Source organism: Dyella caseinilytica, assembly GCF_016865235.1.
GTDB classification, from domain to species: domain Bacteria; phylum Pseudomonadota; class Gammaproteobacteria; order Xanthomonadales; family Rhodanobacteraceae; genus Dyella_B; species Dyella_B caseinilytica.
In genome coordinates, this window is the sequence record NZ_CP064030.1 from 916,697 (window position 1) to 943,261 (window position 26,565).

General features: G+C 61.7%; 19 protein-coding genes. 11 read left to right on the top strand and 8 right to left on the bottom strand.

Going from position 1 to position 26,565, the window contains the following annotated elements; genetic code table 11:
• Positions 1–42: 42 nt before the first annotated feature.
• Positions 43–510: a Dps family protein gene (locus ISN74_RS03690; RefSeq protein WP_188797503.1), complete on the bottom strand. Its 468-nt coding sequence runs from the start codon at positions 508–510 to the stop codon at positions 43–45.
• A 118-nt stretch (positions 511–628) separates the two neighbouring features.
• Between ISN74_RS03690 and hrpA the strand changes: the two genes are divergently transcribed.
• The 7 genes from hrpA to ISN74_RS03725 all read left to right on the top strand — a co-directional run bounded on the left by hrpA (position 629) and on the right by ISN74_RS03725 (position 13,981).
• Positions 629–4,786: an ATP-dependent RNA helicase HrpA gene (gene hrpA, locus ISN74_RS03695; protein ID WP_188797505.1), complete on the top strand. Its 4,158-nt coding sequence runs from the start codon at positions 629–631 to the stop codon at positions 4,784–4,786.
• A 122-nt stretch (positions 4,787–4,908) separates the two neighbouring features.
• Positions 4,909–7,041 (top strand): RelA/SpoT family protein, encoded by a 2,133-nt coding sequence (locus ISN74_RS03700; RefSeq protein WP_188797507.1) that lies wholly within the window; start codon positions 4,909–4,911, stop codon positions 7,039–7,041.
• 186 nt (positions 7,042–7,227) lie between these two features.
• Positions 7,228–8,925, top strand: coding sequence for a tetratricopeptide repeat protein (locus ISN74_RS03705; RefSeq protein ID WP_188797509.1), 1,698 nt, complete (start codon positions 7,228–7,230; stop codon positions 8,923–8,925).
• Complete coding sequence (locus ISN74_RS03710; protein ID WP_188797511.1) at positions 8,922–9,752, top strand: SDR family oxidoreductase; 831 nt, start codon at positions 8,922–8,924, stop codon at positions 9,750–9,752. Before ISN74_RS03705 ends, ISN74_RS03710 begins: the two co-directional genes overlap by 4 nt.
• A gap of 219 nt (positions 9,753–9,971) precedes the next feature.
• A complete protein-coding gene (gene mrcB / locus ISN74_RS03715) occupies positions 9,972–12,311 on the top strand; it encodes a penicillin-binding protein 1B (RefSeq protein WP_188797513.1) in 2,340 nt (779 codons plus the stop codon).
• A gap of 8 nt (positions 12,312–12,319) precedes the next feature.
• Positions 12,320–12,850, top strand: a complete 531-nt coding sequence (locus ISN74_RS03720; RefSeq protein ID WP_188797515.1) for a tetratricopeptide repeat protein — start codon at positions 12,320–12,322, stop codon at positions 12,848–12,850.
• 3 nt (positions 12,851–12,853) lie between these two features.
• On the top strand, positions 12,854–13,981 hold the full coding sequence (locus tag ISN74_RS03725; protein ID WP_188797517.1) for a prephenate dehydrogenase: 1,128 nt from the start codon (positions 12,854–12,856) through the stop codon (positions 13,979–13,981).
• Positions 13,982–14,005: 24 nt separating this feature from the next.
• On the opposite strand, the gene ISN74_RS03730 is transcribed toward ISN74_RS03725, so the two are convergent.
• Positions 14,006–14,392 (bottom strand): MAPEG family protein, encoded by a 387-nt coding sequence (locus ISN74_RS03730; protein ID WP_188797519.1) that lies wholly within the window; start codon positions 14,390–14,392, stop codon positions 14,006–14,008.
• A 112-nt stretch (positions 14,393–14,504) separates the two neighbouring features.
• Here ISN74_RS03730 and yoaA point away from each other — a divergent pair, with 112 nt between their 5' ends.
• The 3 genes from yoaA to ISN74_RS03745 all read left to right on the top strand — a co-directional run bounded on the left by yoaA (position 14,505) and on the right by ISN74_RS03745 (position 20,057).
• Positions 14,505–16,451, top strand: a complete 1,947-nt coding sequence (gene yoaA, locus ISN74_RS03735) for a DNA repair helicase YoaA (protein ID WP_188797521.1) — start codon at positions 14,505–14,507, stop codon at positions 16,449–16,451.
• A gap of 269 nt (positions 16,452–16,720) precedes the next feature.
• Positions 16,721–18,157, top strand: a complete 1,437-nt coding sequence (locus tag ISN74_RS03740; protein WP_188797523.1) for a sugar porter family MFS transporter — start codon at positions 16,721–16,723, stop codon at positions 18,155–18,157.
• Positions 18,158–18,449: 292 nt separating this feature from the next.
• Positions 18,450–20,057, top strand: a complete 1,608-nt coding sequence (locus tag ISN74_RS03745) for a CocE/NonD family hydrolase (RefSeq protein WP_188797525.1) — start codon at positions 18,450–18,452, stop codon at positions 20,055–20,057.
• Positions 20,058–20,226: 169 nt separating this feature from the next.
• On the opposite strand, the gene hemE is transcribed toward ISN74_RS03745, so the two are convergent.
• From hemE to ISN74_RS03770, 5 genes are all read right to left on the bottom strand, one after another.
• Positions 20,227–21,297 (bottom strand): uroporphyrinogen decarboxylase, encoded by a 1,071-nt coding sequence (hemE, locus tag ISN74_RS03750; RefSeq protein WP_188797527.1) that lies wholly within the window; start codon positions 21,295–21,297, stop codon positions 20,227–20,229.
• A 3-nt stretch (positions 21,298–21,300) separates the two neighbouring features.
• The gene (locus tag ISN74_RS03755; protein ID WP_188799494.1) at positions 21,301–21,564 is read right to left on the bottom strand and encodes a WGR domain-containing protein; all 264 of its coding nucleotides are present in this window, start codon (positions 21,562–21,564) and stop codon (positions 21,301–21,303) included.
• Between the two features lie 82 nt (positions 21,565–21,646).
• The gene (locus tag ISN74_RS03760) at positions 21,647–22,708 is read right to left on the bottom strand and encodes a terpene synthase family protein (RefSeq protein ID WP_188797528.1); all 1,062 of its coding nucleotides are present in this window, start codon (positions 22,706–22,708) and stop codon (positions 21,647–21,649) included.
• A 452-nt stretch (positions 22,709–23,160) separates the two neighbouring features.
• On the bottom strand, positions 23,161–24,255 hold the full coding sequence (gene aroB, locus ISN74_RS03765) for a 3-dehydroquinate synthase (protein WP_188797529.1): 1,095 nt from the start codon (positions 24,253–24,255) through the stop codon (positions 23,161–23,163).
• Positions 24,252–24,788 (bottom strand): shikimate kinase, encoded by a 537-nt coding sequence (locus ISN74_RS03770; protein WP_188797530.1) that lies wholly within the window; start codon positions 24,786–24,788, stop codon positions 24,252–24,254. The genes aroB and ISN74_RS03770 overlap by 4 nt, the downstream gene beginning before the upstream one ends.
• Positions 24,789–24,886: 98 nt before the next feature.
• Here ISN74_RS03770 and ISN74_RS03775 point away from each other — a divergent pair, with 98 nt between their 5' ends.
• Positions 24,887–25,717 carry an NAD-dependent epimerase/dehydratase family protein gene (locus ISN74_RS03775; RefSeq protein WP_188797531.1) on the top strand — a complete coding sequence of 277 codons (831 nt, stop codon included), beginning with the start codon at positions 24,887–24,889 and terminating at the stop codon, positions 25,715–25,717.
• Between the two features lie 29 nt (positions 25,718–25,746).
• Here the strand turns inward: ISN74_RS03775 and ISN74_RS03780 are convergent, their stop codons facing one another.
• Positions 25,747–26,505 carry a response regulator gene (locus ISN74_RS03780; protein WP_188797532.1) on the bottom strand — a complete coding sequence of 253 codons (759 nt, stop codon included), beginning with the start codon at positions 26,503–26,505 and terminating at the stop codon, positions 25,747–25,749.
• Positions 26,506–26,565 lie beyond the last annotated feature (60 nt).

Below are 26,565 nucleotides of genomic sequence, written 5' to 3' on the forward strand. Positions count from 1 at the left end.
ACCACGCCCTCCCCCCGCAAGCGGGGGGAGGGCGCTTGTTGATTACTTCAACAGCGAACGCAGCATCCACGCCGTCTTTTCGTGTTCCTTCAAACGGCCGGTGACCATATCGGCCGTGCCCTCGTCACCCGCTTCATCCGCAACCTTGATTGCTGCGCGCGCCGTGGCTGCAGCAATCTCGTGGCCGGTGACCAGTTGCTCCACCATCTCCTTCCAATCCGGCACGCCGGACTCTTCCTTAATCGTGGTGAGCTTGCCGAACTGGCTGTAGGAACCCGGTGCGAACACATCGAGTACACGGATGCGTTCGGCGATTTCGTCCGCCGCCAGCCACAGTTCGTTGTACTGGGTCTGGAACATGGTGTGCAGGCTGTTGAAATGCGGCCCGGTCACGTTCCAATGAAAACTGTGGGTTTTAAGGTAGAGCGAATAGGTATCGGCCAGCAGTTTGGAAAGCTGCCTGGCGATGGTTTCGCGGTCCTTTTCGGCGATCGCGATGCTGGTGGCCATGGTGTGCTCCTTAGGGGTTATTGTTTACTCCGGCCTTTGAGCTTACCCATCCGTAACGGTCAGCGGAAATGGATAGTGCACATCTCGGCGATAGTCACCGGCTATCATGTGCAGCTGCATGAGTACTACGAAACCCGAAACACCAACCGTCGCTCCGGACGCCCGTCTGCGCGACCTGCGCAAATCACTGGATGCGGTCTCCAGCCGTGATTTTGGCCGCCTCTTGGGCCGCTGGCGTGGGCTGTCGCGTCGTCCGGATGCGAAAAAACTCGAAGCGCTAGCCGCTGATATCGCCGCCTCGGCCGAGCGGAGGGAGCGCCGCGTCCGGAACAAACCGCCGATCCGGCTGGATGAATCGCTGCCGATCACGGCGCGCGCCGATGAGATCGTCAAGCTGATCCGCGACCATCAAGTCGTGGTGATAGCTGGCGAAACCGGTTCCGGCAAGACCACCCAGCTGCCCAAACTATGCCTTGCAGCCGGACGCGGCGAGGCCGGCCTGATCGGCTGCACCCAGCCCCGACGGCTCGCTGCACGCTCTGTCGCACGCCGCGTGGCGGAGGAACTTGGAACCCAACTGGGCGACAAGGTCGGCTTCCAGGTGCGCTTTACCGATCAGGTCTCCGAGCAGAGCCTGATCAAGTTCATGACCGATGGCATCCTGCTGGCCGAGACGCAAGGCGATCCCTGGCTGTCTGCCTACGACACCCTGATTATCGACGAGGCGCACGAGCGCAGTCTCAACATCGACTTCCTGCTTGGCTATCTCAGGCGACTTGCCGTAAAGCGGCCGGATCTGAAGATCATCGTCACCTCGGCCACCATCGATACAGCGCGCTTCGCCGAGCATTTCAGCGATGCGCCCGTGGTGTCGGTGGAAGGGCGCGCCTATCCGGTAGAGGTGCGCTGGCGCTCGGTCGACGAGGTGCAGGCGCGGCGCAATCAGCGCAGCGGCGAACTGCAACAGGGCAGTGCCGAGCATGTCGCCGCAGTGCTGGATGAAATCACTCACGACGACCCGCGTGGCGACGTACTGGTGTTCATGCCAGGCGAACGCGAAATCCGCGATGCCCATTTGCTGCTGTCGCGCCGGCAATACCGTGAAACCGAAATTCTGCCGCTGTACGCGCGGCTTTCGGCAACCGACCAGGACCGCGTGTTCAAACCCGGCACCAAGCGTCGGGTGGTGCTGGCGACCAACGTGGCCGAAACCTCGCTGACGGTGCCGCGCATCCGTTATGTGATCGACAGCGGCACCGCGCGCGTGAAACGCTACAGCCAGCGCAGTCAGCTCGAACGCCTGCATGTGGAGCCCGTCTCGCAGGCTGCTGCGGATCAGCGCAAAGGTCGCTGCGGTCGCGTCGGCCCCGGCACCTGTTATCGCCTTTACGACGAAGGCGATTACGCGTCACGCGCCGCCTATACCGATCCGGAACTGCTACGTTCTTCGCTCGCCAACGTCATCCTGCGCATGTTGTCGCTGCAATTGGGTGAGGTGGATGAGTTTCCGTTCCTGGAGTCGCCCGATCCGCGCGTGGTGGCGGATGGCTATCGCCGATTGACCGAAATTGGCGCCATCGATGAACGCCGGCAACTGACCGCCATCGGCCGTACGCTGGCACGCTTGCCGATTGATGTGCAGCTCGCGCGCATGTTGGTCGAAGCGCAGCACTTGGGTTGTGTGCGCGAGTTGCTGACCATCGTGGCGTTCCTCAGCATCCAGGATCCGCGCGAGCGTCCCGCCGATGCCAGGCAACAGGCCGACGCGGCGCACGCGGCATTTGCCGACCCCAAATCCGATCTCGTTGGCGTGTTGAATCTTTGGCGCGAATACCACGCTGCGCATGAGGAACTGACGCAATCGAAACTGCGTGATTGGTGCTCGCGGCATTTCCTGAGTTTCCTGCGCATGCGCGAGTGGCGCGAGTTGCACCGGCAGTTGCTGCTGGTGGTGCAGGAGCTTGGGTGGAAGCTGGGGGTCAATTCCTCTCCCCTTCGGGGGGAAGAATCTCTTTCACCCTCTCCCCTTCGGAGAGAGGGCCGGGGTGAGGGGACAGCCTCGCGAGGGGCAGCGAACGCGCGCGCAAAGAGTCCTCAAAAGAGCCGCAAGGATACGCATTCTGGCAAGCCCCAGCCCCTCACCCCAGCCTTTTCCCCAGAGGGGAGAGGGAGTAAAGAAGTGGGCTCACCAGAGGGTAGAGGGAATGAGTCTGAGGCCGATCGGATCTACGAGGCTGTACATCGCAGCCTGCTCGCCGGTCTACCTACGCAAGTCGGCAACAAGGACGAAAAAGGCATCTATCGCGGTACGCGCGAGCGCCGCTTCCAAATATTCCCCGGCTCCGCGCTGGCCAAAAGCTCGCCCAATTGGGTGTTCGCCGCGCAGATCATCGATATTGGTGGCCGCGTGTGGGGCATGATGTGTGCGCGCATCGAGCCGTCCTGGATCGAACAGCAAGCCGCACATCTGCTGCGATGCACCTGCCGCGATGCACATTGGTCGCGCAAACGCGGCACCGTGGTCGCGTACGAGCAGGTGAGCTTGTTCGGACTCGTGCTGGTCGAACGCCGCCCGGTGACATTCCAGAAGCAGGATCCGGCACTGGCGCATGAGATTTTCCTGCGCGAAGCGCTGGCGCGTTGTGATATCGAGACGCGTGCCGATTTCGTGCGCGCCAACCAGCGCGTGTTGGAAGATGCGCGGGGCATTGAAGCGCGGCAGCGTCGCGAGGGCCTGATTCGCCACGAAGACGAGCTGGTCGATTTCTTCCGCGGCAAGTTGCCCGAAGAGGTCGCCAGCAGCCGTGCGTTGGATGCCTGGTATCGCCATGCACAGCCCGCCGAACAGGCTGCCTTGCGCTGGTCGATCGACGATGTGATGGTCGGTGGCACGGGACTTGATCCCAAGGCGTTTCCGGCTTCGCTGGATATCCAGCAACAGCGCTACCGGCTGGAATATCGCTTTGTGCCGGGCGACGATGCCGATGGCGTCACGTTGCATTTGCCTTTAGCCATGCTCAACGCATTGCCTGCTGCACGCTGCGAATGGCTGGTGCCGGGCTTGCTGGGCGAGAAAGCCGCCGAACTGATTCGCGGCTTGCCCAAGGCCTTGCGCCGCAACTTCGTACCGGCACCGGATTTCGCACGGGCTTTCGTCGAAGCGGAGACGCCGCGCGACGAGCCACTGGCCAAGGCGCTAGCCGTATTTTTGCGCAAGACGACAGGCGTTGAAATCGATGCGTCCGATTTCGAGCCGGTGGAACTCACGCCACATTTCAACATGCGCTATCGCCTGCATGACGAAAAAGGCCGCACACTGGCCACGGGGCGTGATCTTTCCGCCTTGCGCGCGCAATGGGAAGGGCAGGCGCGCGAAGCGTTCTCTCGCAAGACGGATATCGAGCTTACGCGTGAAGATGTCACCCACTGGGACTTCGAGGAAATTCCCGAACAAGTGCGTTCGGACGGCGGCTTGCTCGCATTCCCCGCCTTGGTTGATCTTGGTGATGCAGTGGCCTTGCGAGTGTTCGAGCGCCACGATGAAGCGAAGGCTGCGCATGTAAAAGGTGTTGAGCGATTGTTGCGCAACGCGCTTGCCAGCGACATGAAACAGGTGCGCCGCCGTCTGCCGATTGCCAATGCGATGTCGCTGAAATATGCGCCGCTGGGCAGCATCGATGGCTTGCGTGAGGACTTGGCCGAAGGTGGGTTTACCGACCTGCTCGCGACGCAGGATCTCAACGTTCGTAGCACTGCCGCGTTCGAATCGCTGCGCACGCATGCCGCTCGCGAACTGTTTGCATCGGCCGTCGAGCGGCTCAAGCTGGCCGAACCGATCATCGAGGCGCAGGCTGACCTCAAGCCGTGGATGCAGCCGCCGCTGATGGGTTTCGCGCGTGCCAGTTATGACGATCTGGGTGAACAACTCGAAGCATTGCTGGCTTCCGGTTTCCTGCGGGAGCTTCCGACTGCGCGGCTGGCGCATTACCCGCGCTACCTCAAAGCGATGCGTCTACGCGCGGAGCGTTTGCGTCAGGATCCCACCAAGGATCAGCAGCGCATGTTGCAGGTGTTGCCGTATTGGCGGGAATACCTCACCCACCGGGCTGCCGGCGCGGCGGAGCTGGACGAGTTGCGCTGGCTGATCGAGGAGTGGCGCGTGTCGCTGTTTGCGCAGGAATTGAAGACGCCGGAGCCGGTATCGGCGAAGCGGCTGGCGAAGGCGCTGGAGGCGGTGGTTGCCCTTTCCCGGGAGGGGAAAGGGAGGCGCCACTAAGCGCCGCTAAAACCTGCTGAGCGAGCCGCTCTCCGAGAGGGAGGGCGGCTGAAGGTTGCGTTATGCTCACCCCTACACACGACATGCCCTGCATGTCCTGATCCACGGGGAATCGCTGCACGATGGTTCATGCCACTACCACTGCTGCGGAACACTTGGCGGCGTGGCAGGCACGGGCCGACACGCTGCCCGTCGTGCTGTCCGACGCCCTCGCTATTTGCTCCCGGAACGGGGTGAACGAACGCGAGTGTGGTGATGTCCTCGACCTGCTGGCCATGCTTGGTTGCGATGCGCAGACTCAGGCGGCGGCTTTGTGGTTCGAGATTGCGCGCATCCATCCGCTGGTGTGGGAACAGCAAGCGGCCTCACTGCCGGAGGAACTGCGGCGTCTGGTCGCCGGCCAGGTGGCGGCGGAACGGGTGTGGGCGTTGCACGCGCAGCGTCCCCCCGAAGGCGGTTCTGAAGGCTTGCGCCGGCTGTTGCTGGCGATCATCCGCGATCTGCGTGTGGTGTTCATCCTGTTGGCGCGCCAGCTGGCCCGGATGCGTGCGGCCAACACCATACCTGAGCAGGAACGGCAGGAACTGGCGCGGCTGACCCGCGACATCCATTCCCCGCTCGCCAATCGTCTGGGTATCTGGCAGTTGAAGTGGGAGCTGGAAGATCTGGCATTCCGCTACCTGCAGCCGGACACCTACAAGCGCATCGCCAAACTGCTGGACGAACGTCGCGGCGATCGCGAAGCCTTTATCCGTGACGCCTTGGCCGAGCTTGGCCGTGCCTTGCAAGGGGCGGATATCCGTGCCGATCTGGCGGGCCGACCCAAGCACATCTACTCGATCTGGAAAAAGATGCAGCGCAAGACGCTGGAGTTTTCCGATCTCTACGATATCCGCGCGGTGCGCGTCCTGGTCGAGAGCGTGACCGACTGCTACGCCGCGCTGGGTGTCGTGCATGCGTTATGGCCGCATCTGCCGGGCGAGTTCGACGATTACGTCGCGCGTCCTAAAAGCAACGGTTATCGCTCGCTGCATACAGCGGTGATCGGTCCGCATGGCAAGACGCTGGAAGTGCAGATCCGCACGCACGAGATGCATCGCGCCAATGAGCTGGGCGTTGCCGCGCACTGGCGCTACAAGGAAGGTGGCGGCGGTGACGCGGATTTCGAGGCGAAAATCGCCTGGATGCGCAAGCTTCTCGAACCGCGCAACGATGATGGCGAACTGGCCGCCGACCTGCAGACCGAACTGCTGGAAGATCGCGTCTACGTGCTCACGCCCAAGGGTGAAGTGGTCGATATGCCGCACGGCGCCACCGTGCTGGATTTCGCCTATCACGTGCATACCGAAGTGGGACATCGCTGCCGTGGCGCCAAGGTCAACGGCCGCATCGTGCCGCTCACTTACCAGCCGCACAGTGGCGATCGCGTCGAGATCCTCACGGCCAAGATCGCCGAGCCGAGCCGCGACTGGCTGTCCATCCATCACGGTTATCTCAATACCAGCCGTGCGCGCGACAAGGTGCGCGCGTGGTTCCGGCGCAGTGCGCACGAGGCCAATCTTGCCGCGGGTCGCGCCTTGTTCGAGCGCGAACTCAAGCGTTTGGCCATCCATGATGTGGACATGGTCAAGCTTCCGGCCTTGTTCAATCTGCAGACTCATGACGAACTGCTGGTTGCGCTGGCTTTGGGCGAGATCAGTCCCGGGCAGGTCTCGCGGGTATTGCAGGAATCGCAACATCCGCCCGAGCCGCCGCCGAGCGTGCCTGTCACCGCGGCACGACCGACGGTGTTCGATCACAGTGCGATCAGCATCGAAGGTGTCGGCAATCTGCTGACGGTGCTGGCGCGCTGCTGCCAGCCCTTGCCTGGTGACCCGGTGCGTGGATTCATCACGCGCACCAAGGGTGTTTCGGTACACCGCGCCAACTGCACCAGCCTGGCTCGGCTGGCGCGGCGTGATCCTGATCGGGTCATCGATGTGAGCTGGGGCCATGCCGACGCGCAGGCCTACGAGGTCACCATCCAGCTCAACGGCTACGACCGCAAAGGCCTGCAGAAGGATGTGGTCGGCGTCATCAGTAACGCCAACATCGGCATCATCGCCTCGTCCAGCCGGCTGTTCGCGCGGACCGGCGAGGTAGAGATGCGCTACACCCTGCGCGTGCGGGATTTCGAGCAACTGTCGGCCTTGCTGGACCGGCTGGCGGCTTTGCCGAACGTGGTGGAGGCACGCCGGGTTGGGGCGGGGGGATGAAAGCCAGGACATGGTGGGCGTCAAGTAACCGACAGGTTGCCCGACGTTTCGCGTAAGCCAAACCCACTTCTTTGCTCTGTGACGTAACGCCGGCCCTGTTCCCCCGCCTGAACGCAACATCCTGCCCTCAGCGCGTCGATGAGGCGCAATGTTAAGCTGCGCGCGTTGACCACCATGCCTTGAATCATGAGCGGAACCCGCGACCCGCACGACCCCTTTAACGGCCGTACCGACCCGAAGCTGGGTGATCTGGATCACCTGGACAAACCGCGCCCGGCGTCCGAGCCAAACGATGGTTTGCCACAGATGAAGGTGGAGCCAGGTTATCGCCGCGGCACGTCCTCGGGCCGTAACAAGCGTAAGCCGCGCCGCGGCTGGCTGATGCCCGTAGTGATTGTTCTGCTGCTGGCAGTGATCGCCGGGCTCTGGTTCAACCAGGGGCGTTTGCGCGGCTTGGTGCCGCGCACGGATTTCGATGATGTGCTGCATCGTGCGCAGGTCGCCTTGCAGCAGGGGCATTTGGACGGCTCCGATGGCACCAGCGCACGCGAGTTGTTCGAAGCGGCACGCGCGCTTGAACCCGACAACGATGCTGCGCGGCAAGGTCTCAATGATGTCGGCCGAGCCGAAATCGCGCGCGCAGATGCGGCGATGCAGGCCGGCAATTTTGATCAAGCGCAGCAGGCGCTGACCAACGCGCGCGAATTGCTCGGTGGCGGCAGCGACGTGGATCGTTTGACTCAGGCCCTCGCCAAGGCACAGGTCGCCACGGGACAAACCGCCACCTTGATCAGCCAGGCACAGCAGGCGCTGAGCGACAACAAGCTCGATGGTCCGGATGGGGCGGCAGCGCTCTATCAGCGTGTGCTGGCGGCCGATCCCGACAATGCCGTCGCACGCCATGGCATGGACCAGGTCGGCGACGCGATGGCAGCCCAAATTCAGAAAGCGCTGGATGCCAACGATGCCGCGACGGCGTCTGCCGGTATCGACCGTCTTGCGGCGTTGCTACCCAACCATGCACAGCTGCCGACCCTGCGTGCATCACTCTCGGTCTTGCAGACGCAGAACGGCACGGCGTTGACGGACGCGATCAACCAGGGCAACGACGCTTTGCGCGCTGGCCGTGTCGCCGGTGATGGTGACGACACTGCGCTGGCACATTTCAAAGCAGCGTTGGCGATTGATCCCAACAATGCGCAAGCCAAGGCAGGCCTGGGGCAGGTGGCGGAAGCACTGATTGTGCAGGCCAATGCAGCCGCCGACAGCGGCGATGCCGATCATGCGCGGCAGTTGCTCGACCAGGCGGCAAGCCTCGCGCCGGGTTCGGCCGATCTGATCGCTGCGCGTGCGCACATAGGACAGTCTGCTCCCAACATCGCTGCGGCGAATACCGATCAAGACAACAACATCAGCGCTGCGCCTGCCGCCACCTTGACGCCGCAGCAGCAAGTGCAAGTGGCGAACATGATTCAGCGTGCGAAGATCGCCGTGCAGCGCGGCGATATCATGTCGCCGCCGGGCGATTGCGCCTACGACCTCTATCGTGGCGCGCTGGCCATCGATGGCAACAACCAGACTGCACTGTCTGACTTGCAGGCGCTGCCAGGCTTGGTGCAGCAGCAGTTCAACCAGGCCTTGAGCACAGGCAATCTCAACAAAGCCAACAATCTGTTTGATGCGCTGACGAACTTGTCGCCGGGTGATGCAGGCCTGGGACCAGAGCGGCAGCGACTGGCCGATGCATGGCTGGATCAGGCCGAGCAGCAATTCGACAGCGGCGACCGCAACAATGCCGCCATGTCGCTGCAGCAGGGGCGCAAGCTGTCGCCGAACGATCAGCGTGTGCAGCAACTCACCGTTCGCATGCAGGGCGGTGGATGACAGTTCTGGTCTTTGGCGGTAGCAGTCAGATCGGGCGTTATCTGTTGCCGTTGCTAGCCGCCCGCGATGAATCGGTCGTTGCCCTTAGCCGCACGCCGCGCGCCGCGGCGCATGGTGTGACCTGGCTGGCGGGGCAGCTTCCTGGCGAAGTGCCTGCCGTCGATGGTGTCTCCGCGATCTTTAGTTTTGGTCCGTTGCGGCAGTTTGCCGATTGGCTGGCCAGCGCCAAGCTGCCACTCGCGCCACGCATCATCGCGACCAGTTCGATGAGCGCAGAAACCAAGCGCGATTCCGAAGTGCCAGCCGAACGCCTCATTTCGCAAACGCTGCGTGATGGTGAAAACGCGCTGGCGGTTGCCTGTGCGCAACACAGCAGCGATTGGACCGTGTTGCGCCCGACGCTGATCTATGGCGCAGGCTTGGACAAGAGCCTCACACCGATTGCCCGCCGCGCCATGCGTACTCATGTTTTTCCGTTGCCAGCTGGACTCGGCTTGCGTCAGCCCGTGCATGCGCAGGATCTGGCCTTCGCCGCCCTGGCTGCGCTCGATACGCCTGCTGCAGCGATGAAGATTCTGCCGATCGGCGGTGGTGAGCGCCTGACGGCGGGCGAGATGTTTGCAAGGGTGCGGCGCAGCCTGCCAGTCGATACCTTGCCTGTGCCGATTCCGGCCTGGGCATTGCGGATGGCGCGTCGCGGCGTGGCGCGAATGCGCGGACCGCTGAGTCGACTGGAGGCGGATCTCATTGCCGACAATACGGAAGTGGTCCGGCTATTGGGGGTGAATCCGCGGCCGTTTCGGCCCGATGGGGATTGTTGGCGTTGAGATGTCCGGCAGGCATGGGGAGCCGGTTTTTTTTAAGTCATGCCCGCCAACACCTCACAGGCATAACCATTCCTGCGTCGAGCCGGGTGTTTTGGCAAAAAGCCATTCCAAACCCCTCTCCGTGCCCGCTTTACGCCACTTCCCCCTCTTGGCGTTCATCCGGGCGCCGGGTGCCGGGCCCTATGATCCCTGCACCTTAAGTTAACGGACGCTCCCACGTTGGACTTCCTGAGCCGAATTCGATCGATCGCGCGCGCATGTTGGCCGTGGCTGCGCATCCCTTTCTGGATCTGTACCGGTCTGTTTTTCGGTTTCGTGCTGCCTTACTCGATGATTCTGAGCAAGCGGGTGCAGGACCGCTTCAATGATCTCGTCTTCGCCGTGCCGACACGCGTGTACTCGCAGCCCGTGCGTCTGGCGTCCGGCGTGCCGATGATGCCGGCCACGCTCGAAGTGGAACTCACCTTTGCAGGCTATGTGGCCGACGGTCATGGCGATGTGCCGGGCAGTTGGGCCAAGCGCGGCAGCACCTACTACATCTCATCGCGCGGCTACGCGGGTCCGGATGGCGGCGAATTGCCCAAGCACATCCGCGTAGTGTTGGGACAGGGGACGGTGCAGTCGGTGACGGATCTGGCGACCAACCAGATCATCGCGCAGACGCATCTGGATCCAGCGCGCATTGCGACGGTATACGGCGCAAAGCAGGAAGACCGCAGCATCCTGCAGCTGAGCGACGTGCCGCCGCTGCTGGTGGGTGGTTTGCAGGCTGTCGAAGACCGCGATTTCAAGCATCACATCGGTGTCGACTTCACCGCCATCCTGCGCGCGGCGTTTGCGGACTTGCGTGCTGGTCACACGGTGCAGGGTGCTTCCACCATCACCCAGCAGCTGGTGCGCAACCTGTTCCTCAGTCGTGACCAGACGATGGGGCGCAAGTTGAACGAAGCGCTGATGTCGATTTTGCTGGAGATGCACTACGACAAGTCGCGCATCCTCGACGCGTACATCAACGAGGTATTTCTCGGTCAGCAAGGCAACCAGGCAGTGCGTGGATTCGCTGCGGCATCGGAGTTCTACTTCGGCCGCCGTCTTGAATTCCTGCGGCCACAGGAAATCGCCATGCTGGTCGGTCTGGTGAAAGGACCCAGCCAGTTCGATCCCCGTCGTTTTCCGGATCGCGCGCTGGCTCGGCGCAATCTGGTACTGGATCAGTTCGCCAGCACCGGTTTGCTGACGCCGGATCAGGCCCGTGCCGCGCAGGCCACACCGCTGGGCGTGATCGAAAACGGACAATTGCCGCATGACCGCTTCCCGGCCTTCATGCAATTGGTGCGTGCACAGATCACCAACGATTTCGACGAAGACACCTTGCGGCAGGGCAACCTGTCGATCTTCACCACGCTCGATCCGGCCACCCAGCTGTATACCGAGCAGGCGATCGACACCACCATCAAGAGCCTGGGCAAGCGCGGCGACGACACTCAGGCCGCCGCCGTCATCACGGATTCGAAGACTGGCAGCGTGCTGGCCGTGGTCGGCAGCAAGTTTGCCGGCGACCAGGGCTTCAACCGCGCGCTGGATGCGCAGCGGCCGATCGGCTCCACCATCAAGCCATTCGTCTATCTCGTTGCGCTGACGCAGCCGGGGCGCTGGAATCTTGCCACCGAGCTGGATGACTCGCCCATCAGCATGCGCCAGCCTGATGGCACGCCGTGGGAGCCGCATAACGACGACAACCAGAGCCACGGCATGGTGCCGATGGTGGATGCGCTGGCGTATTCATGGAATCTGGCGACGATCCATCTTGGCCTGGATGTGGGTGTGCCACGCATCAAGTCGTTCCTGGATTCGTTCGGCCTGACCAAGATCCAGCCCGGTCCGTCGCTGCTGATTGGCGCGATCGATCTGGCGCCGATCCAGGTGGCGCAGCTCTATCAGTACCTGGCTTCCGACGGCCATGCGCTGCCGCTGCTCGCAGTCAGTGGCGTGGTGGACGGCAATGGGCGCACCATCAAACGCTACGAAGTGCAGAGCGGGCAGGGCGAGTATCAGCCCGCCGTGCGCCTGGTGACCTGGGCGATGCAGCAGGTGGCGACCTATGGCACGGCGCATTCGTTGGCCGAATCCAGCCTTGCCGGCTTGCATGTGGCCGGCAAGACCGGCACCAGCAACGATCTGCGCGACAGCTGGTTCGCGGGTTTTACCGGCGACCGCCTGGGCGTGTTCTGGATGGGCCGTGACGACAACAAGCCCAGTCACCTGTTCGGTGCCACCGGCGCGCTGCGCGCCTGGCAGGAACTGTTCCGCAAGCTACCGACTACGCCGCTCTCTGCCGCGCCTGGCGAGGGGCTGGAAATGGCCTGGATCAACCCGTCCGACGGCAGGCGCAGCGACCCCCAATGCTCCGGTGCCAAAGAAGTGCCGGTGATCGCCGGATCACTTTCCAGCGATTCGGAGGGGTGTTTCTGGCAAAAGGTCGGTAATCTGTTCGGCTCCGGGTCCAGTGCCCCGGCGCCTGCCGGTGCCGTACCAGCTACTACCACCGTTACCAACTGAGAATGACCATGTTGTTCCGTTCGCTTCGCGCCTTTCCACTCGTGCCTGCGGTTGCCGCGGGCGTCCTGCTTGCCGCCTGCAGCCAGCCAGCGCCGGAAGCACCCAAACCGACGGGCAAGTCCAACGCTGCGATGGTGGCCGAGATCCAGGCTGCCGGGCAGCGCGACAAGTCGGTGATCAACGTGCATCCGCTGGTCGACCCGGGTATCACTGCGCTGCAAGATGGCGCGCACAACGATGAGCGCAACGGCCAGTACGATGCTGCGGCCGCCAAGCTCGACATGGCGCTCAAGCGCAATCCCGATTCACCGGACGTACTGCAGGATCGCGCCGAATTGGCCATCTATATGGGCAATTACGATCTGGCCGAAAAACTGGCGCATCAATCCTGGTCGCTGGGTTCCAAGCAAGGTCCGTTGTGTGCGCGCAACTGGCAGACCGTCGTCGAAATGCGTCAGCGTGTCAACGACACTGCGGGAGCTGCGACGGCAAGCAAGAGCGTCGACGATTGCCGCGAAGCTGGCATTCAGCGTTTCTGATACATGGAAACGGCGCCAAGGATTGGGTTGGTCGGCAGCGAGGGCTCTTATGGGCGCTGGCTGCGTCGTTTCTTCGAGCAGCGGATGGGGCTGCGTGTGTTGGGTCGCGATCCTGCGGGCGATACCGCACTCTCCGAACGCGAACTGATCGAATCGGTCGACGTACTCGTGTTCTGCGCGCCGATCCGTCAGACGCCATCGGTCATTCGGCATTACGTTGAGCAGGCCGCTGGTATCGAGCGCGGCCAGCTGTGGCTGGACATCACGTCGACCAAGGCGGCGCCGGTGGCAGCCATGCTGAATTCGCAGGCGGAGGTGGTGGGTTTGCATCCCATGAGCGCCGCGCCCAAATCCGCAACCTTGCGTGGACGCGCCATGGTGGTGTGCGAAGCGCGCGTGGATACGTGGCGTCCGTGGCTGGAACGTTTTCTTGCCGCTGCGGAAGCCGATTGCGTGCGCGCCGATGCCGAACAGCACGATCGCGTGATGGCGCTTGTGCAAGGCATGGTTCACGCCACACATATGGCGCAAGGCGCGGTGTTGCGCGAACTGGCACCGGAAGTGGGTGGACTGGAAGGCATCCGTCCCTTCAGCTCGGTGGGCTACGAGCTGGATGTCGCCGTGACGCGCCGCATACTCGCTGGGAATCCGGCCATCTACCAGGACATCCAGTTCGAAAATCCTTATGTGGCACCGATGCTGGAGCGACTGGCGGTGCATCTGGATACCCTGCGCGATCTGGTGCGGCGTGGCGACGATGACGCGCGCGATCAGTTGCGGGAACAACTGCTGGATCGCAGCCGCCAATACGCAGGCAAGGCTTCCGTCGCGGAGGGCAGTTACGCCTTCGAACGTCTCGGCTACCTGCTCGCCGATCTGCGCGAGCCGCGCTTCATCAACGTGTTCCTGCCACTGGACAAACCCGGTTCGTTGCGTGCGTTGTTGTCAGTATTCGAGCAGCGCAACATCAATCTCGATTCGATTCATTCTTCGCGTAGTGCTGAAGGTGAATTGCTATTCCGTATCGGCGTCAGTCGCGCTGGCGATGCCAGCGCGTTGCAAGATGCGATGAAGGCGATCGAAGCCGAAGGCATTGGCCGTGTCGTGGAAGCATCCGGGCTGGCTGCGTAAACGCCTGGAAGTGTCGACAAAACATCAAAGTGGCGGCAGCAACAATACGATGCCGACAATGCTGGCGGTCCAGATCAGCGTCCGCAGATACGGAATGCCGAGTGCGTAAACGGGCACATAAACCAGCCGTGCCCAGAAATAGAGTTGCGCACCGAGTACCGTCATTGCGGTATGACGTTGCAGCAGGTGGTCGGCAAGCACCAACGCGGCGAAGAAAACAAAGGTTGCAAGAAAGTTGGCATTGGCGCGATCCAGTCTTCCTGTCATGCCAGTGAGAACGACAGGTGTGCCGTCGCGTGGGCTGGCCATCCAGCCCAATCCGCATTGGGCGAGGGTGGCCGTCGTGGCGATAGCGAGTTGTACCAACCCCAACACAACACTCCATACAAGCATCTGCATTTCGACTGTCATGACACCTCTCCCCGTGGTAATGGCCCGATGGTGAACCCAAGTAGTTCTTCGCGCCAGCGCGGCGAACGTTACGCCGGTTCCCTCAGTGCCGTGGCTGCGCGATACTGCTTCAATGACCGACCCCGATGACATCGGCGCACTGCTCGGCGCCGACGGCCCGTTTGCCCGCGAGTTGCCGAATTTCGCCCCGCGCCCCGCACAGCAAGTGATGGCGAAAGCCGTCCAACACGCGATCGCCGAATGCGAAACGCTGATCGCCGAAGCCGGTACCGGCACGGGGAAAACCTATGCCTATCTGGTGCCGGCGATGTTGTCGGGCGAGCGGGTCATCGTGTCGACCGGTACCAAAGCGCTGCAGGATCAGCTGTTTTTCCGCGATCTACCCAAGGTGCGCTCCGTACTCGGTGCGCGATTGAAGACGGCCTTGTTGAAAGGGCGCGCCAATTACCTGTGCCTGTACCGGCTCGATCAGACGGTGCGTGAAGGCGCAAGCTTCGATCGTAACCATGCGTCGCAATTGGCCGCGATCCGCGCGTGGTCCGCGCGAACGCGGCGGGGCGATCGCATGGAGCTGGCGGAGGTGCCGGAGGATTCGCCGTTGTGGTTGCGCGTGACCTCCACACCGGAAAATTGCCTCGGCGTGGAATGCCCGTTTTACGACGATTGCCATGTTGTGGCAGCGCGGCGTGAGGCGCAGGAAGCGGATCTGGTGGTGGTCAATCATCACCTGCTGTTCGCCGACCTTGCGTTGAAACAGGAGGGCTTCGGCGAGATCTTGCCAGGTGCGCAGGCCTTCATCCTCGATGAAGCGCATCAGATTCCCGAGCTGGCGGGACAATTCTTTTCGCAAAGCCTCAGTGCAAGACAACTCACCGAACTGGCACAGGATGCGCTAGCCGAGTGCAGCGGTATTACCGGCGCAATCGGCCTTGTGCTCGAACCTGTCGAAGCCTTGCAGGAGGCCGTACGCAAGCTGCGGCTCATGTTGGAACCGCTGCCGACACGTGGTCCGTTTCATGAACTGCTCAAGCGCGATGGAGTGCGGGCGTCATTGCACGAGGTGGCCGAGTTGCTTGCCACGCTCACCGACGTACTCGCTTCGCAAGCTGAGCGCTCGCGCGGTTTCATGAATGTGCATGAGCGCGCGGCGAGTCTTACCGAGCGTCTTGACCGGATCATCGAGGAGCACTCTGAACAGGACGTGCGTTGGTACGAACTGTTCCCGCGCGGTTTTGCCTTGCACGCCACGCCGCTGGATCTGGCCGCACCCTTGCGCGCGATGCGCGAGCGCACGCACGCCGCGTGGATTCATACCTCGGCCACCCTGTCAGTGGCGGGGCACTTCGATCACTTCGCGCGTCAGCTTGGGCTGGACGATCCGCAGACGATGAGTCTGGAAAGTCCTTTCGATTACGCGCAGCAAGCGCTGTGTTATCTGCCCGAAGGATTGCCGGATCCGGCGGCGCGCGATTACACCGAGCGTGTGATCGATGCAGTGATGCCCGTGCTGCACGCATCGAATGGACGCGCCTTCCTGCTATTTACCTCGCATCGCGCTTTGCGGCGTGCCGCCGAGCTGCTGGCCGATCGCGTGCCATGGCCGCTGTTCGTGCAAGGCAGCGCGCCGCGACATCAATTGCTGGAGGAGTTTCGCGCGAGCGGACACGGCGTGCTGCTTGGCGCGGCCAGTTTCTGGGAGGGCGTCGATGTGGCTGGCGAAGCGTTGTCCGTGGTGGTGATCGACAAGCTGCCGTTCGCCGCGCCGGATGATCCGGTGTTGCAGGCGCGGCTGGAAGCCTTGGAGCAGGCGGGGATCAATCCGTTCATGGGCTGGCAGGTGCCGTCTGCGGTCATTGCCTTGAAACAGGGGGCAGGCCGTCTCATCCGCGATGTGCATGACCGTGGCGTGCTGGTGCTGTGCGATCCGCGTCTGACAACCAAAGGTTACGGAAAGCTGTTCCTGGCCAGCCTGCCGCCGATGCCACGGACGCGCGATCTAGGGCAGGTACAGGCGTTCTTCGAGCACGTGTCGCAGATGCCATCTTCTTGCGAAATGTAATTCCCGTTTTCCCGGGACACCGTTGTCCTCATTTTTATTGAGGCGACTCACCGAGCCTCACCGTCATTCCGGCGAAGGCCGGAATCCACGCTACGTACTTGCCATGGATTCCGGCCTTCGCCGGAATGACATTGTGGAGAGGTCAGCCCTTAAGCCAGAGATGGCTGGCCGTGGCGGGGCGCCTGCATACGTATTCACCCAGACAAGCCATACTCTCATCCGCAGAATCGGGCATCACCTGACACCATCATGCGGGGAGCATGGTCGATATGAATCTCAATACAAGTACAAATACGAACGACGCGCAGGGGGAAGATGGGCACACCACGGCACGCGTAGTGTTGATCGCGGCCGCGGCCGCCATCGGTGGTTTTCTGTTCGGCTTCGATACGGCGGTTATCAACGGCGCGGTTGATGCAGTGCGGCATGGATTCGGATTGGGCGTGGGCGAGATTGGTTTCGCGGTGTCCTGTGCCTTGCTCGGTTCCGCACTTGGTGCATGGTACGCCGGTACGCTGGCCGATCGCATGGGACGAGTACGCACCATGCAGATTGCAGCGCTGTTTCTGGTGATGAGCGCGATCGGCTCCGGCCTGGTGCATGGCGTGTGGGATCTGGTGCTGTGGCGTGTCATCGGCGGCATCGGTGTGGGCATGGCGTCGGTGATCGCGCCGGCCTATATCGCCGAAATCTCGCCGGCCAATGTGCGCGGGCGGCTGGGTTCGATGCAGCAATTGGCGATCGTGCTCGGCATCTTCGTGGCCTTGCTCAGCGATGCATGGCTGGCGAGTACCGCAGGCGGTGCGGCGAAGATGCTCTGGCTGGGACTGGAAGCGTGGCGCTGGATGTTCCTGGTTGCGAGCGTGCCGGCGCTGATTTACGGCGTGCTGGTGCTTGGTGTGCCGGAGTCGCCGCGCTATCTCGTCGCGCGTGGCCGCTTGCCCGAGGCGCGCGCCGTGCTGGCGAAGGTGCTGGATATGCACAACGACAGTGCACTGGATGCCAAGGTCAACGACATCGCGCACAGCCTGCGCATGGAATATCGCCCCAGTCTGCGTGATTTGCGTGGTCCGCGCGGTGGTCTTCTGCCCATCGTGTGGACGGGCATTCTGTTGTCGGTGTTCCAGCAGTTCGTCGGCATCAACGTGATCTTCTATTACTCGTCGACGCTGTGGCATTCGGTGGGTTTCAGCGAGACCGATTCATTCTCGATCACCGTAGCCACCTCCGTTCTCAACGTGCTGGTGACGCTGGTTGCCATCGCACTGGTCGATAAGATCGGGCGCAAGCCTCTGCTGCTGATCGGCTCGGCCGGCATGACGGTGACGTTGGGGTTGATGGCGCTGTGCTTCTCGCAGGCTAGCGGGAGTGGCGCGAATCTGAGTCTGCCAGCGCCCTGGGGCATCATCGCGCTGATTGCCGCCAACGCTTATGTGGTGTGCTTCGGCCTGAGCTGGGGACCGATGGTGTGGGTGCTGCTAGGCGAGATGTTTCCCAACAGCATTCGCGCGATTGCTTTGGCCGTGGCGGCTGCGGCGCAGTGGATTGCCAACTTCGCCATCACCAGCACCTTCCCGTGGCTGGCCGAGGTCGGCCTTAGCTTTGCGTACGGGTTATACGCATTGTTCGCCTTGCTCTCCCTGGTGTTTGTGATGCGCGCTGTACGTGAGACGCGCGGCATCGAATTGGAAGATATGAAGGCTTGAAGTGCCATGGCTTCACGCGCTGATGTCTGCGCGTGAGTGGGGCATGAAACGGGGACAGGTGCCCCCGTTTCATACCTGCATGTATTAACACGGCTGCGTGCTTGCATTAACACGGCTTTGAGCAATCGCCATATCCGCGGCAGGCAAGCTGTTTCCGCGTTTTTTCCAATCCTGACTTTGTTTTTGTTCACGTCGGCATCACTCGTGCGAGCGCACATGTGCGCACTGCATGCGTACGCGTACGTATGTACAGGGGGACTTACTCGTCTCTCACATATCTGCGGAGGGTGATATGCGACACACAGTAGCCTTGCTCACCTTGCTGGCATCCGCCATCACGACCACGGCGGCAGCACAGAGTCTTCCTGGTACATCTACATCCATTCCCACGCCGGATGGTTATCAGCTCCAGGCTTATGTCGCCGTGCCCACGGGGCAGGGCAGTGGTCCGTTTCCGCTGGTGGTCATGCCATCCAGTTGGGGCGAGGGTGATTCTGAATACGTTGGCGAAGCCAACGTGCTGGCCAATGATGGTTATGTGGTGATCAGCTACAGCTCACGCGGCTTCGGCACGTTGTGCAGCTTGAATCCGCAATGCGGCTATATCGATATCGCCGGGCCGTTGACCGTGGGCGACGTGAGTACGGTGATCACCTGGGCGCTGAACAACACACCATCCAATCCCAACGAGATCGGTGTTTCCGGCATTTCCTATGGTGCGGGTACCAGCCTGCTGGCCGCGGAGAACGATTCGCGCATCAAGGCGGTGGCGTCGATGAGCACTTGGGCGGATCTGTTGGCCTCGCTCGATGCCAATCAGACGCCAAGCCAGCAGGGGATTGGCTTGTTGTCGTTCGCCAGCTATCTGGGCAAGCCGGGCACGCTGATGACACAGGTCAACGAAGACGTGCTTGCGGACAATTTCTCAGGCGCGGTGCAAGCCGTCGATAACGATCCGAACACGCCAGGGCGCTCGCCGATTACCCACGTTGCCAACATCAATGCGAACGGACCGGCTGTTTTCGTGGCCAACGCCTTCGAAGACAGCCTGTTTGTACCCAGCCAACTGATCAACTTCTACAACCAGCTTACCGTGCCGAAAATGATGATGTTCTCCCACGGTGATCACACCACGGCAGAGCTGAGTGGCGCGGCCGGCCTTCCCAACGAGATCTATACCGCGGTCAATGAATGGTTCGACCATTATCTGAAGGGCATCAACAACGGCATCAACACGCAACAGCCGGTGCAGCTGAAATCGCAGACGGGCGTATGGAGCACGTTCGCAAACTGGAGCGCGGTGCAGCAGGGCGCGGTGACGTACAACCTCACCAAGCCGGTGTCTTGTGGTCTGCTGTACCAATGCACGGGAAATCTTTCCACGGGTTCGGGCGGTAATTGGCAATACGGTATTACCGGAGGTTATCTGACCGCTGCAACCACCGGCGTCGCATTCGTCAGCGGCGCGCTGACCGGTTATCTGGATCTGCCGCCGGCTGTCGCGCTGTCGCTGGTCAACCGCTGGAACGCCGGTGTGTGGGTAGGTCCAGCCGTTGCGCAGACGCAGAACCTGACGGGCATGCCTGCGCTGCAGCTTACCGTTACGCCAACGACCAATCAGGTGACGCTGATTGCCTACCTTTATGACTTGAATTCGTCGGGCATCGGTCAGTTGATGACCTGGAAGCCATACACCATCACCAACGCCGCTGTCGGCGTGCCACAGACCATCAGCATCAATCTGGAAGCGACCAACTGGCAGGTCAACCAGGGCGATCAGCTGGCGCTCGTCATCGGCACGGATGATCTGCGCTATGCAGGGGTGACGCCGTTGAATAGTGATGTCACGTTCAGTGGATCGACGGCGGTGCCTTCGACGTTGACGGTTTCATTTCACTGATTTGAAGTTGTTCCCTCTCCTGCGTGGGCAGGGGAGGGCGGCGCGCTTCTGTTTCCGAGAGGCCTATAAATGCCTCAGCGTCATTCCGACCTTCGCCGGAATGACGCTGAGGAGAAATCTGATATTTCGGAAACAGCAACTATCTGGGCTTGCAGCGAGGAAGGTTGCCTCATCCACCGCGAAGCACACGCCCATAAGCATGTACCTCATCGACCAACACCTTCACATGCTCCGGATCGACTTCCGGCGTAACACCGTGCCCCAGATTGAAAACGTGCCCGGGATGATTGCCGTAGCTATCCAGCACGTTGCGCACTTCCCGGCGAATCACCTCTGGACTGGCACGCAGCACCGCCGGATCCAGATTGCCCTGCAGGGCTACTTTGCCGTTCACGGTCTGGCGGGCGTCGCCAAGGTCGATGGTCCAGTCGACGCCGAGTGCCGCGCAGCCGGTATCGGCCATGGCTTGCAGGTGTGTGTTGGCACCTTTTGAAAACAGAATCACGGGCAGGTCGCGCGCGCGTGGATCCGCTTTCAGCGCATCGACCACTTGCGCCATGTAGCGCAGCGAGAATTCGCGATAGGCAGCCGGGCTCAGCATGCCGCCCCAGGTGTCGAACACCATCAACACCTGTGCGCCTGCAGCCGCTTGGGCGCTGAGATAGGCGGCGACAGAGCGTGCGAGGGTATCGAGCAGCTTGTGCGCGACTGCGGGCTCGTTCCAGCACATCGCCTTAGCGGTGGCGAAATCGCGTGAGCCTTCGCCTTCCACCATGTAGCAGGCCAGCGTCCACGGGCTGCCGGAGAAGCCGATCAACGGCACGCTGCCATCGAGTTCGCGGCGGATGACGCGCACCGCGTCCATCACATAGCGCAGTTCGGTTTCCATGTCCGGCACGCCGAGTTTGTCGACATCGGCGCGGGTGCGGACCGGACGGGCGAATTGCGGACCTTCGCCTTGGGCAAAGGACAGGCCCAGCCCCATCGCGTCTGGAATGGTGAGGATGTCGGAGAACAGGATCGCGGCGTCCAATTCGAAGCGGCGCAGCGGCTGCAGCGTTACCTCGCAGGCCAGTTCCGGATTCTGGGCCAGTGCCATGAAGCTGCCAGCCTTGGCGCGGGTGGCGCGGTATTCGGGCAGGTAGCGGCCGGCTTGGCGCATCACCCACACGGGCGTGGTATCGACGGGCTCACGGCGCAGGGCGCGCAGCAAGCGGTCATTCTTCAGGGGAGTAAGCATTGTTTATCGGCGTCCATGGGGGCCATCGAGCCCCTGGGCAAACATGACGCGGAAGCCACGCTTGAGCTGGGCATCACGCACTTTTTCGAAGGCGGCGATGGCTTCGTCGCGTTCCAGGTATTGGTCCCGCTTGAGGGTTGCCCGGCCACCTTGGGTGCCGGACTCGCGGTACAGCGTCCAGCCACCCAGCAGATCCTGCTCCAGTACGATCTGGACATAGCGCGGCGGTTCGGCCGAGGCAGGCATGGTTTGCAGATAAAGGCGCATGGCGTCCTGAATGGCGGTGCGGCAACCATGCCGCTGGTAAGCCATTTTAGGGGTCGCGCGCGCCGCTAGCGAGCGAAACGATTCAGGCGGGCGCCGCGGATGGACGTTCCTGTTCAGCGCTGGCGCTGGAAGGCAATAGCTGGCGGTCGTCGGCATCCTGCTCCGCGAAGGCGGCGTCGTAACGCTGAGTGTCATGCGCCACCCAATCGAAATAGCCGCTCACCCAGTCCTTCATGCCGGTGATGAATCCGCGTAGCAGGCGGTCTGCACCTTGCTCGACAGTGGTCGCCAGACTGAGGAACTGATGGATTTCCGCCCGTACCCTGGCGGCGGTGTGGTCCACACCTTTCTGCAGCGAACCATGCCGCAGCGCTTCCACAGCCACCATGCTCCAGAACTGTCCCGGCTGTTTCATTTCGATATCGAGGCTCTGCACGTCGTTGGCCCAGCACACGATGTTGTTGGCGTGCAGGCGCAACTGCTGAACATCGGATCGGTAGTACTCGGCAGCGGGCAGCGGGCCTGCATTCGCCGAATCAGCCAGGTCCAGGCAGGGATTCATGCCGCTGGTGTGTCGCCGGATCGCCATGTAGGCACTCAGGCCGGCGGGCTGTTCGTTCAGATGATTAAGGATCTGCAAGCCCGCGGTACTGGCCCATAGCCGCATACCGTTGGCATAGCGTTGGAAATGCTCTGCGGGCAACAGCTGCCGCAGATGCTGACAGATATCCAGCCAAGCAGCTTCTCCGTATATGGGCTCTGCGCCGAGGCGATTGAAGTCGAGCACGTCGAGCATGGCGGTCAATTGCGGCAGCGTGCGTGGCGAGGTGATGTCCACGCGATCCACGAACATGTCGTCGACCAGGAAATACCACACGAAGTAATTGGCAATGGTTTGCAGCAGATGACGTTCTGCGCGCGGGTAACAACGTGCTGCCAGCCACGCATAACGGGTGCGAAGTACGCGGCGGCGATGGTCCTCACCAAGAAACAGGCCGTGCGTTTCGGCCCAGCTGATCATGCCGCGCTCGAGTTGTTCCACGTCGCCTGCGCAGGCCGATGGCCACGCTATCTCGAAACGTGGAATGGATAGCGCGATCGGTTGCCGTAGGTGATCGGCAACGGGAAGTGTGGATGTGTTCAAAAGCGGCCCCTCCGACACTGGGTACAGATCCCTGGATTTCCGTTGTCAGGAAAAAGCCGGGCGCGATGGGCGCTTTTTTCTTGTCGCACACATCGCACGGGATCCAGCCTTTCCTTACAAGGAAGCTGGTGAACGCTTGGAACTCGAACAGTCCTGACTCGGCGATCAGGAAATGACTTTCAGTGTTTGCCGATGCTGACGATGAGTGAAACCGCAGTCACCTCGCTTGAAGTGTGATGCGGCTCGCAGATCATCATGCAGCCCTGTTCCTGCTGAAGTATCTGCCAAGTGGCATTCAAAGGAATGTCAACGATAGGCTTGGAAACAGTTAACGCGTGTGCATGACGCGTTTTCTTGCATGCACGTGACGTAAGCGTGTCAGTGTTTTATTCGCGTTGTCTTTTCGTTTCGACGCGATGAGACGTATCGTGATGTGTCTGAACGAACCTGGTTCACTTCGTGGCATCGCGCAGCACAGCGAGTACGTCGTTTTCATTCACGCCTGAAACGATCTCCGCATGACCGATGCCGCGCCACAGGATCAACCTCAGCGTGCCAGCGGTGTTTTTCTTGTCCAGTCGCATCAGCGCCAGCAGTTGATCGGGATCGAATCCGGATGGAACGCGGGTCGGCAGGTTGACCGATTGCAGCAACTGCTCAAGGCGCGTGGTGTCGGCCGGAGTGCTCATGCCCAATCGTTCGGACAGTCTCGCTGCGAGCAGCATGCCGACGGCAACACCTTCACCATGCAGCAGGGTGGTGTAGTGGCCTGCTGTTTCCAGCGCGTGTCCAAAGGTATGACCGAGATTGAGCAAGGCGCGCTCGCCTTGTTCGGTTTCATCGCGTGCGACGACGCCGGCCTTGTAGCGCACTTTGGTGGCGATGGCTTGCACGAGCGTTGTTTCGTCACGCCGCCTCAGCGCATCGGCATGTGCTTCCAGCCAGGCGAAGAAAGGTGCATCGCCAATCGCTGCACCCTTGATGACTTCGGCCAGGCCCGCGCGATATTCACGCTCCGGCAAACTATCCAGAGTGCCAATATCGGCAATGACGGCGCGCGGCTGGTGGAACGCACCGACCAGGTTCTTGCCCGCAGGAAGATTCACGCCGGTCTTGCCACCGACGGAAGAATCCACCATCGAAAGAAGGGTGGTGGGCATCTGGATAAAATCGATGCCACGCATCCAGCATGCTGCCGTGAAGCCGGCCAAATCGCCGACCACACCGCCGCCAAGTGCGATCACGCAGGCATCGCGCGTCGCACCGAGCGTGGCCAGCGCATCAAGCGCCAGGCCAACGTTGGCAAACGTTTTGTGCGCTTCACCATCATCGAGCAAGAACGACGACCACTTCAGGCCATCGAGCCCGCGTGAAAGACGTTCCAGGTAAAGCGGAGCGACAGTGTGATTGCTGATCACCAGCACATGCCGTCCGCGCAGGGCACCGCGCCAGCGAATGTGATCATCAAGCAGGCCGCGACCGATCCATACTGGATAGCTGCGTTCACCGAGTGTGACGTCGATGGTTTCGGATGTAACGGTGCTCATGGCCGATTCCAGTGTTGTTCGATGAGTGCCAGACAGCGCTCGGTGGCGGCAGCCAGACCTTCGTGCTCACCGCCATGCGGAATCACTAGATCGGCGATCTCCTCGTAGAGTGCCGTGCGTGTGGCGGCCATCGCTTCCAGTTTCTGCTGCCGGTTGGCATCGGCGAGCAAGGGCCGCGTGGTGTCGTGTACCAGGCGCTGCAACTGCAGTGGCACACTGGCTTGTAGCCAGACCACATAGCCACGTTCCATCAGATGATGGCGGCTGACCGGATCGAGCACCGCGCCCGCGCCGCTGGCGAGCAGGATGCCGCGGCGCTGGCTGCACATGTCCAGCATGGCGTGTTCGCGCTGACGGAAGCCCGCCTCACCCTCGATCTCGAAGACGGTGCTGATCGGAACACCAGTCTGGCGCTCGATTTCCTGGTCCAGATCGAGAAACGGCAGTTGGTAGCGCGCCGCCAGCTGGCGGCCGATCGATGTCTTGCCGGCGCCCGTCGGGCCGATCAGGAACAGGTTGCTCGAAGGATTCATGCACTGATTTTAGTATGGAAGGCGGGGTTTCAGGCAGCGCTTATGGTGCGTGACGCCCAACACTTAGAATGGGCGGGCGCATTCCCGAGGGTGAATAGATGGCTGGACGGATATTGCTGGCGGGATGCGGAGATCTGGGGCAGCGTATTGGCCGCCTGCTCGCAGCGGATGGTAACGAGGTTTTTGCGCTGCGCCGCCGCCCACCGATCGATCACGATGACACCATTCGCTGGTTGCAAGCTGACTTGACTCGGCCGGAAACCCTTTCGCATCTGCCCGATGGCATCGACCACCTGATCTATCTGCCCGCGCCGGGTGGCCGCGAGGAGTCGCTGTACCGGGCCGTTTTCGTCGAAGGTTTGCGCTACGTCGTGCATGCGCTCGATGCAAGCGCATTGCAGCGCGTCCTGTTCGTTTCATCCAGCGCGGTCTATGGCGAACACGATGGCGCATGGGTGGATGAAGACACGCCGCCGGCACCCCAGGGGTTCAATGGCAACGTGTTGCTGGAGGCGGAGCAATGGCTGAGCAGCCAGCCGGTACGCTCCATCGTGATGCGTCTTGCCGGATTGTATGGTCCGGGACGCATGCAACTGGTGGACCGGATACGTGCGGGAGAGGTCCGCGCACCGCGCCAACCTCCGCATTGGGCCAACCGCATCCATATCGACGACGCCGCTGCAGCCATTGTGCATGTGCTGGCGCTTTCCGATCCTCATCGTGTGTACATCGGCACGGATGACACGCCGCTTCCGCAACACACCTTGTACGACAGCATTGCGGCTATGATCGGCGCGCCGGCGGCGCCTGAGGGTGCTGCGCCGTTTGGTGTAGGCAGCAAACGCCTCAGCAATGCGCGCTTGCGCGAAAGTGGTTTTCGTGTGCGTTGGCCGGATGCGCGTGATGGTTATGCGGCATTGTTGCGCTGACCTGTTTTAAAGCGCGCCAGCCGATACCGTCAGGGTGTTTCGCCGGCCTGCAGGGAGTGTCGCGGCAAGTTGTTCGATCCGATATTCGCTTGCAGGGTAAGGTCCGAATCGATGCCGTACTTGATGAGATCAGCATCGCGGCGAATGCCCAGCCGGCGCATCGCACTCATCTTCTGGGTGCTGATCGTCTGCTTGCTGCGATGAAGGCGCTCGGCGATTTCACTGACTGTCAGCCCTGATACGAACAGACGCACCACTTCCAACTCTCGTACGGTGAGGTTTTTGGTGATGGCATCAGGCGGGGTGTTGCCGGCACCGTGCATTTTCACGATGGCTTCGATCGAGGGCGAAAAGAAGCGTTTGCCGGACAAGCCCGCATAGAGGGCGCCAGCGACATAGGTCAAGGAGTCCGATTTGCTGAGGATGCAATCGACGCCTTGCGCGACCAGCGAACGGATGACGCCGGGATTGCTCATCATCGTCACGGCGATCAGGTGCGTCTTGGGGAAGCGCCGTTTGAGATAGCCAAACAAGGCGATGCCGTCACCGTGCGTGCCGCCCGGCATGGCGTAATCGGAAATCACCACGTCGACGGGCTGGCGATTCAGCAATTCCACCAATTCTGTCGAATTCTGCGCGGAACCGGCGATGGTGACGCCAGGATGCTTTTCGAGTTCATGCGTGAGCCCCGCGAGCAGCAATGGATGATCATCGGCGATCGCGACGCGAAGCGGATAGCCATAAATATGGCGCGGATCGAAGTCATGGTTGTCTTGAGGCAGGTTCATCGGCACGACGTTACGTGGTAGGGAGGATGTCTTCCATGACATGCAGCCACGATGGGGCGC

Bases quoted from the DNA above. Each gene is read 5' to 3' on its own strand.
- ISN74_RS03690 (WP_188797503.1), bottom strand. From the start codon at position 510: ATGGCCACCAGCATCGCGATCGCCGAAAAGGACCGCGAAACCATCGCC.
- hrpA (WP_188797505.1), top strand. From the start codon at position 629: ATGAGTACTACGAAACCCGAAACACCAACCGTCGCTCCGGACGCCCGT.
- ISN74_RS03700 (WP_188797507.1), top strand. From the start codon at position 4,909: ATGGTTCATGCCACTACCACTGCTGCGGAACACTTGGCGGCGTGGCAG.
- ISN74_RS03705 (WP_188797509.1), top strand. From the start codon at position 7,228: ATGAGCGGAACCCGCGACCCGCACGACCCCTTTAACGGCCGTACCGAC.
- ISN74_RS03710 (WP_188797511.1), top strand. From the start codon at position 8,922: ATGACAGTTCTGGTCTTTGGCGGTAGCAGTCAGATCGGGCGTTATCTG.
- ISN74_RS03720 (WP_188797515.1), top strand. From the start codon at position 12,320: ATGTTGTTCCGTTCGCTTCGCGCCTTTCCACTCGTGCCTGCGGTTGCC.
- ISN74_RS03725 (WP_188797517.1), top strand. From the start codon at position 12,854: ATGGAAACGGCGCCAAGGATTGGGTTGGTCGGCAGCGAGGGCTCTTAT.
- ISN74_RS03730 (WP_188797519.1), bottom strand. From the start codon at position 14,392: ATGACAGTCGAAATGCAGATGCTTGTATGGAGTGTTGTGTTGGGGTTG.
- yoaA (WP_188797521.1), top strand. From the start codon at position 14,505: ATGACCGACCCCGATGACATCGGCGCACTGCTCGGCGCCGACGGCCCG.
- ISN74_RS03740 (WP_188797523.1), top strand. From the start codon at position 16,721: ATGAATCTCAATACAAGTACAAATACGAACGACGCGCAGGGGGAAGAT.
- ISN74_RS03745 (WP_188797525.1), top strand. From the start codon at position 18,450: ATGCGACACACAGTAGCCTTGCTCACCTTGCTGGCATCCGCCATCACG.
- hemE (WP_188797527.1), bottom strand. From the start codon at position 21,297: ATGCTTACTCCCCTGAAGAATGACCGCTTGCTGCGCGCCCTGCGCCGT.
- ISN74_RS03755 (WP_188799494.1), bottom strand. From the start codon at position 21,564: ATGCGCCTTTATCTGCAAACCATGCCTGCCTCGGCCGAACCGCCGCGC.
- aroB (WP_188797529.1), bottom strand. From the start codon at position 24,255: ATGAGCACCGTTACATCCGAAACCATCGACGTCACACTCGGTGAACGC.
- ISN74_RS03770 (WP_188797530.1), bottom strand. From the start codon at position 24,788: ATGAATCCTTCGAGCAACCTGTTCCTGATCGGCCCGACGGGCGCCGGC.
- ISN74_RS03775 (WP_188797531.1), top strand. From the start codon at position 24,887: ATGGCTGGACGGATATTGCTGGCGGGATGCGGAGATCTGGGGCAGCGT.
- ISN74_RS03780 (WP_188797532.1), bottom strand. From the start codon at position 26,505: ATGAACCTGCCTCAAGACAACCATGACTTCGATCCGCGCCATATTTAT.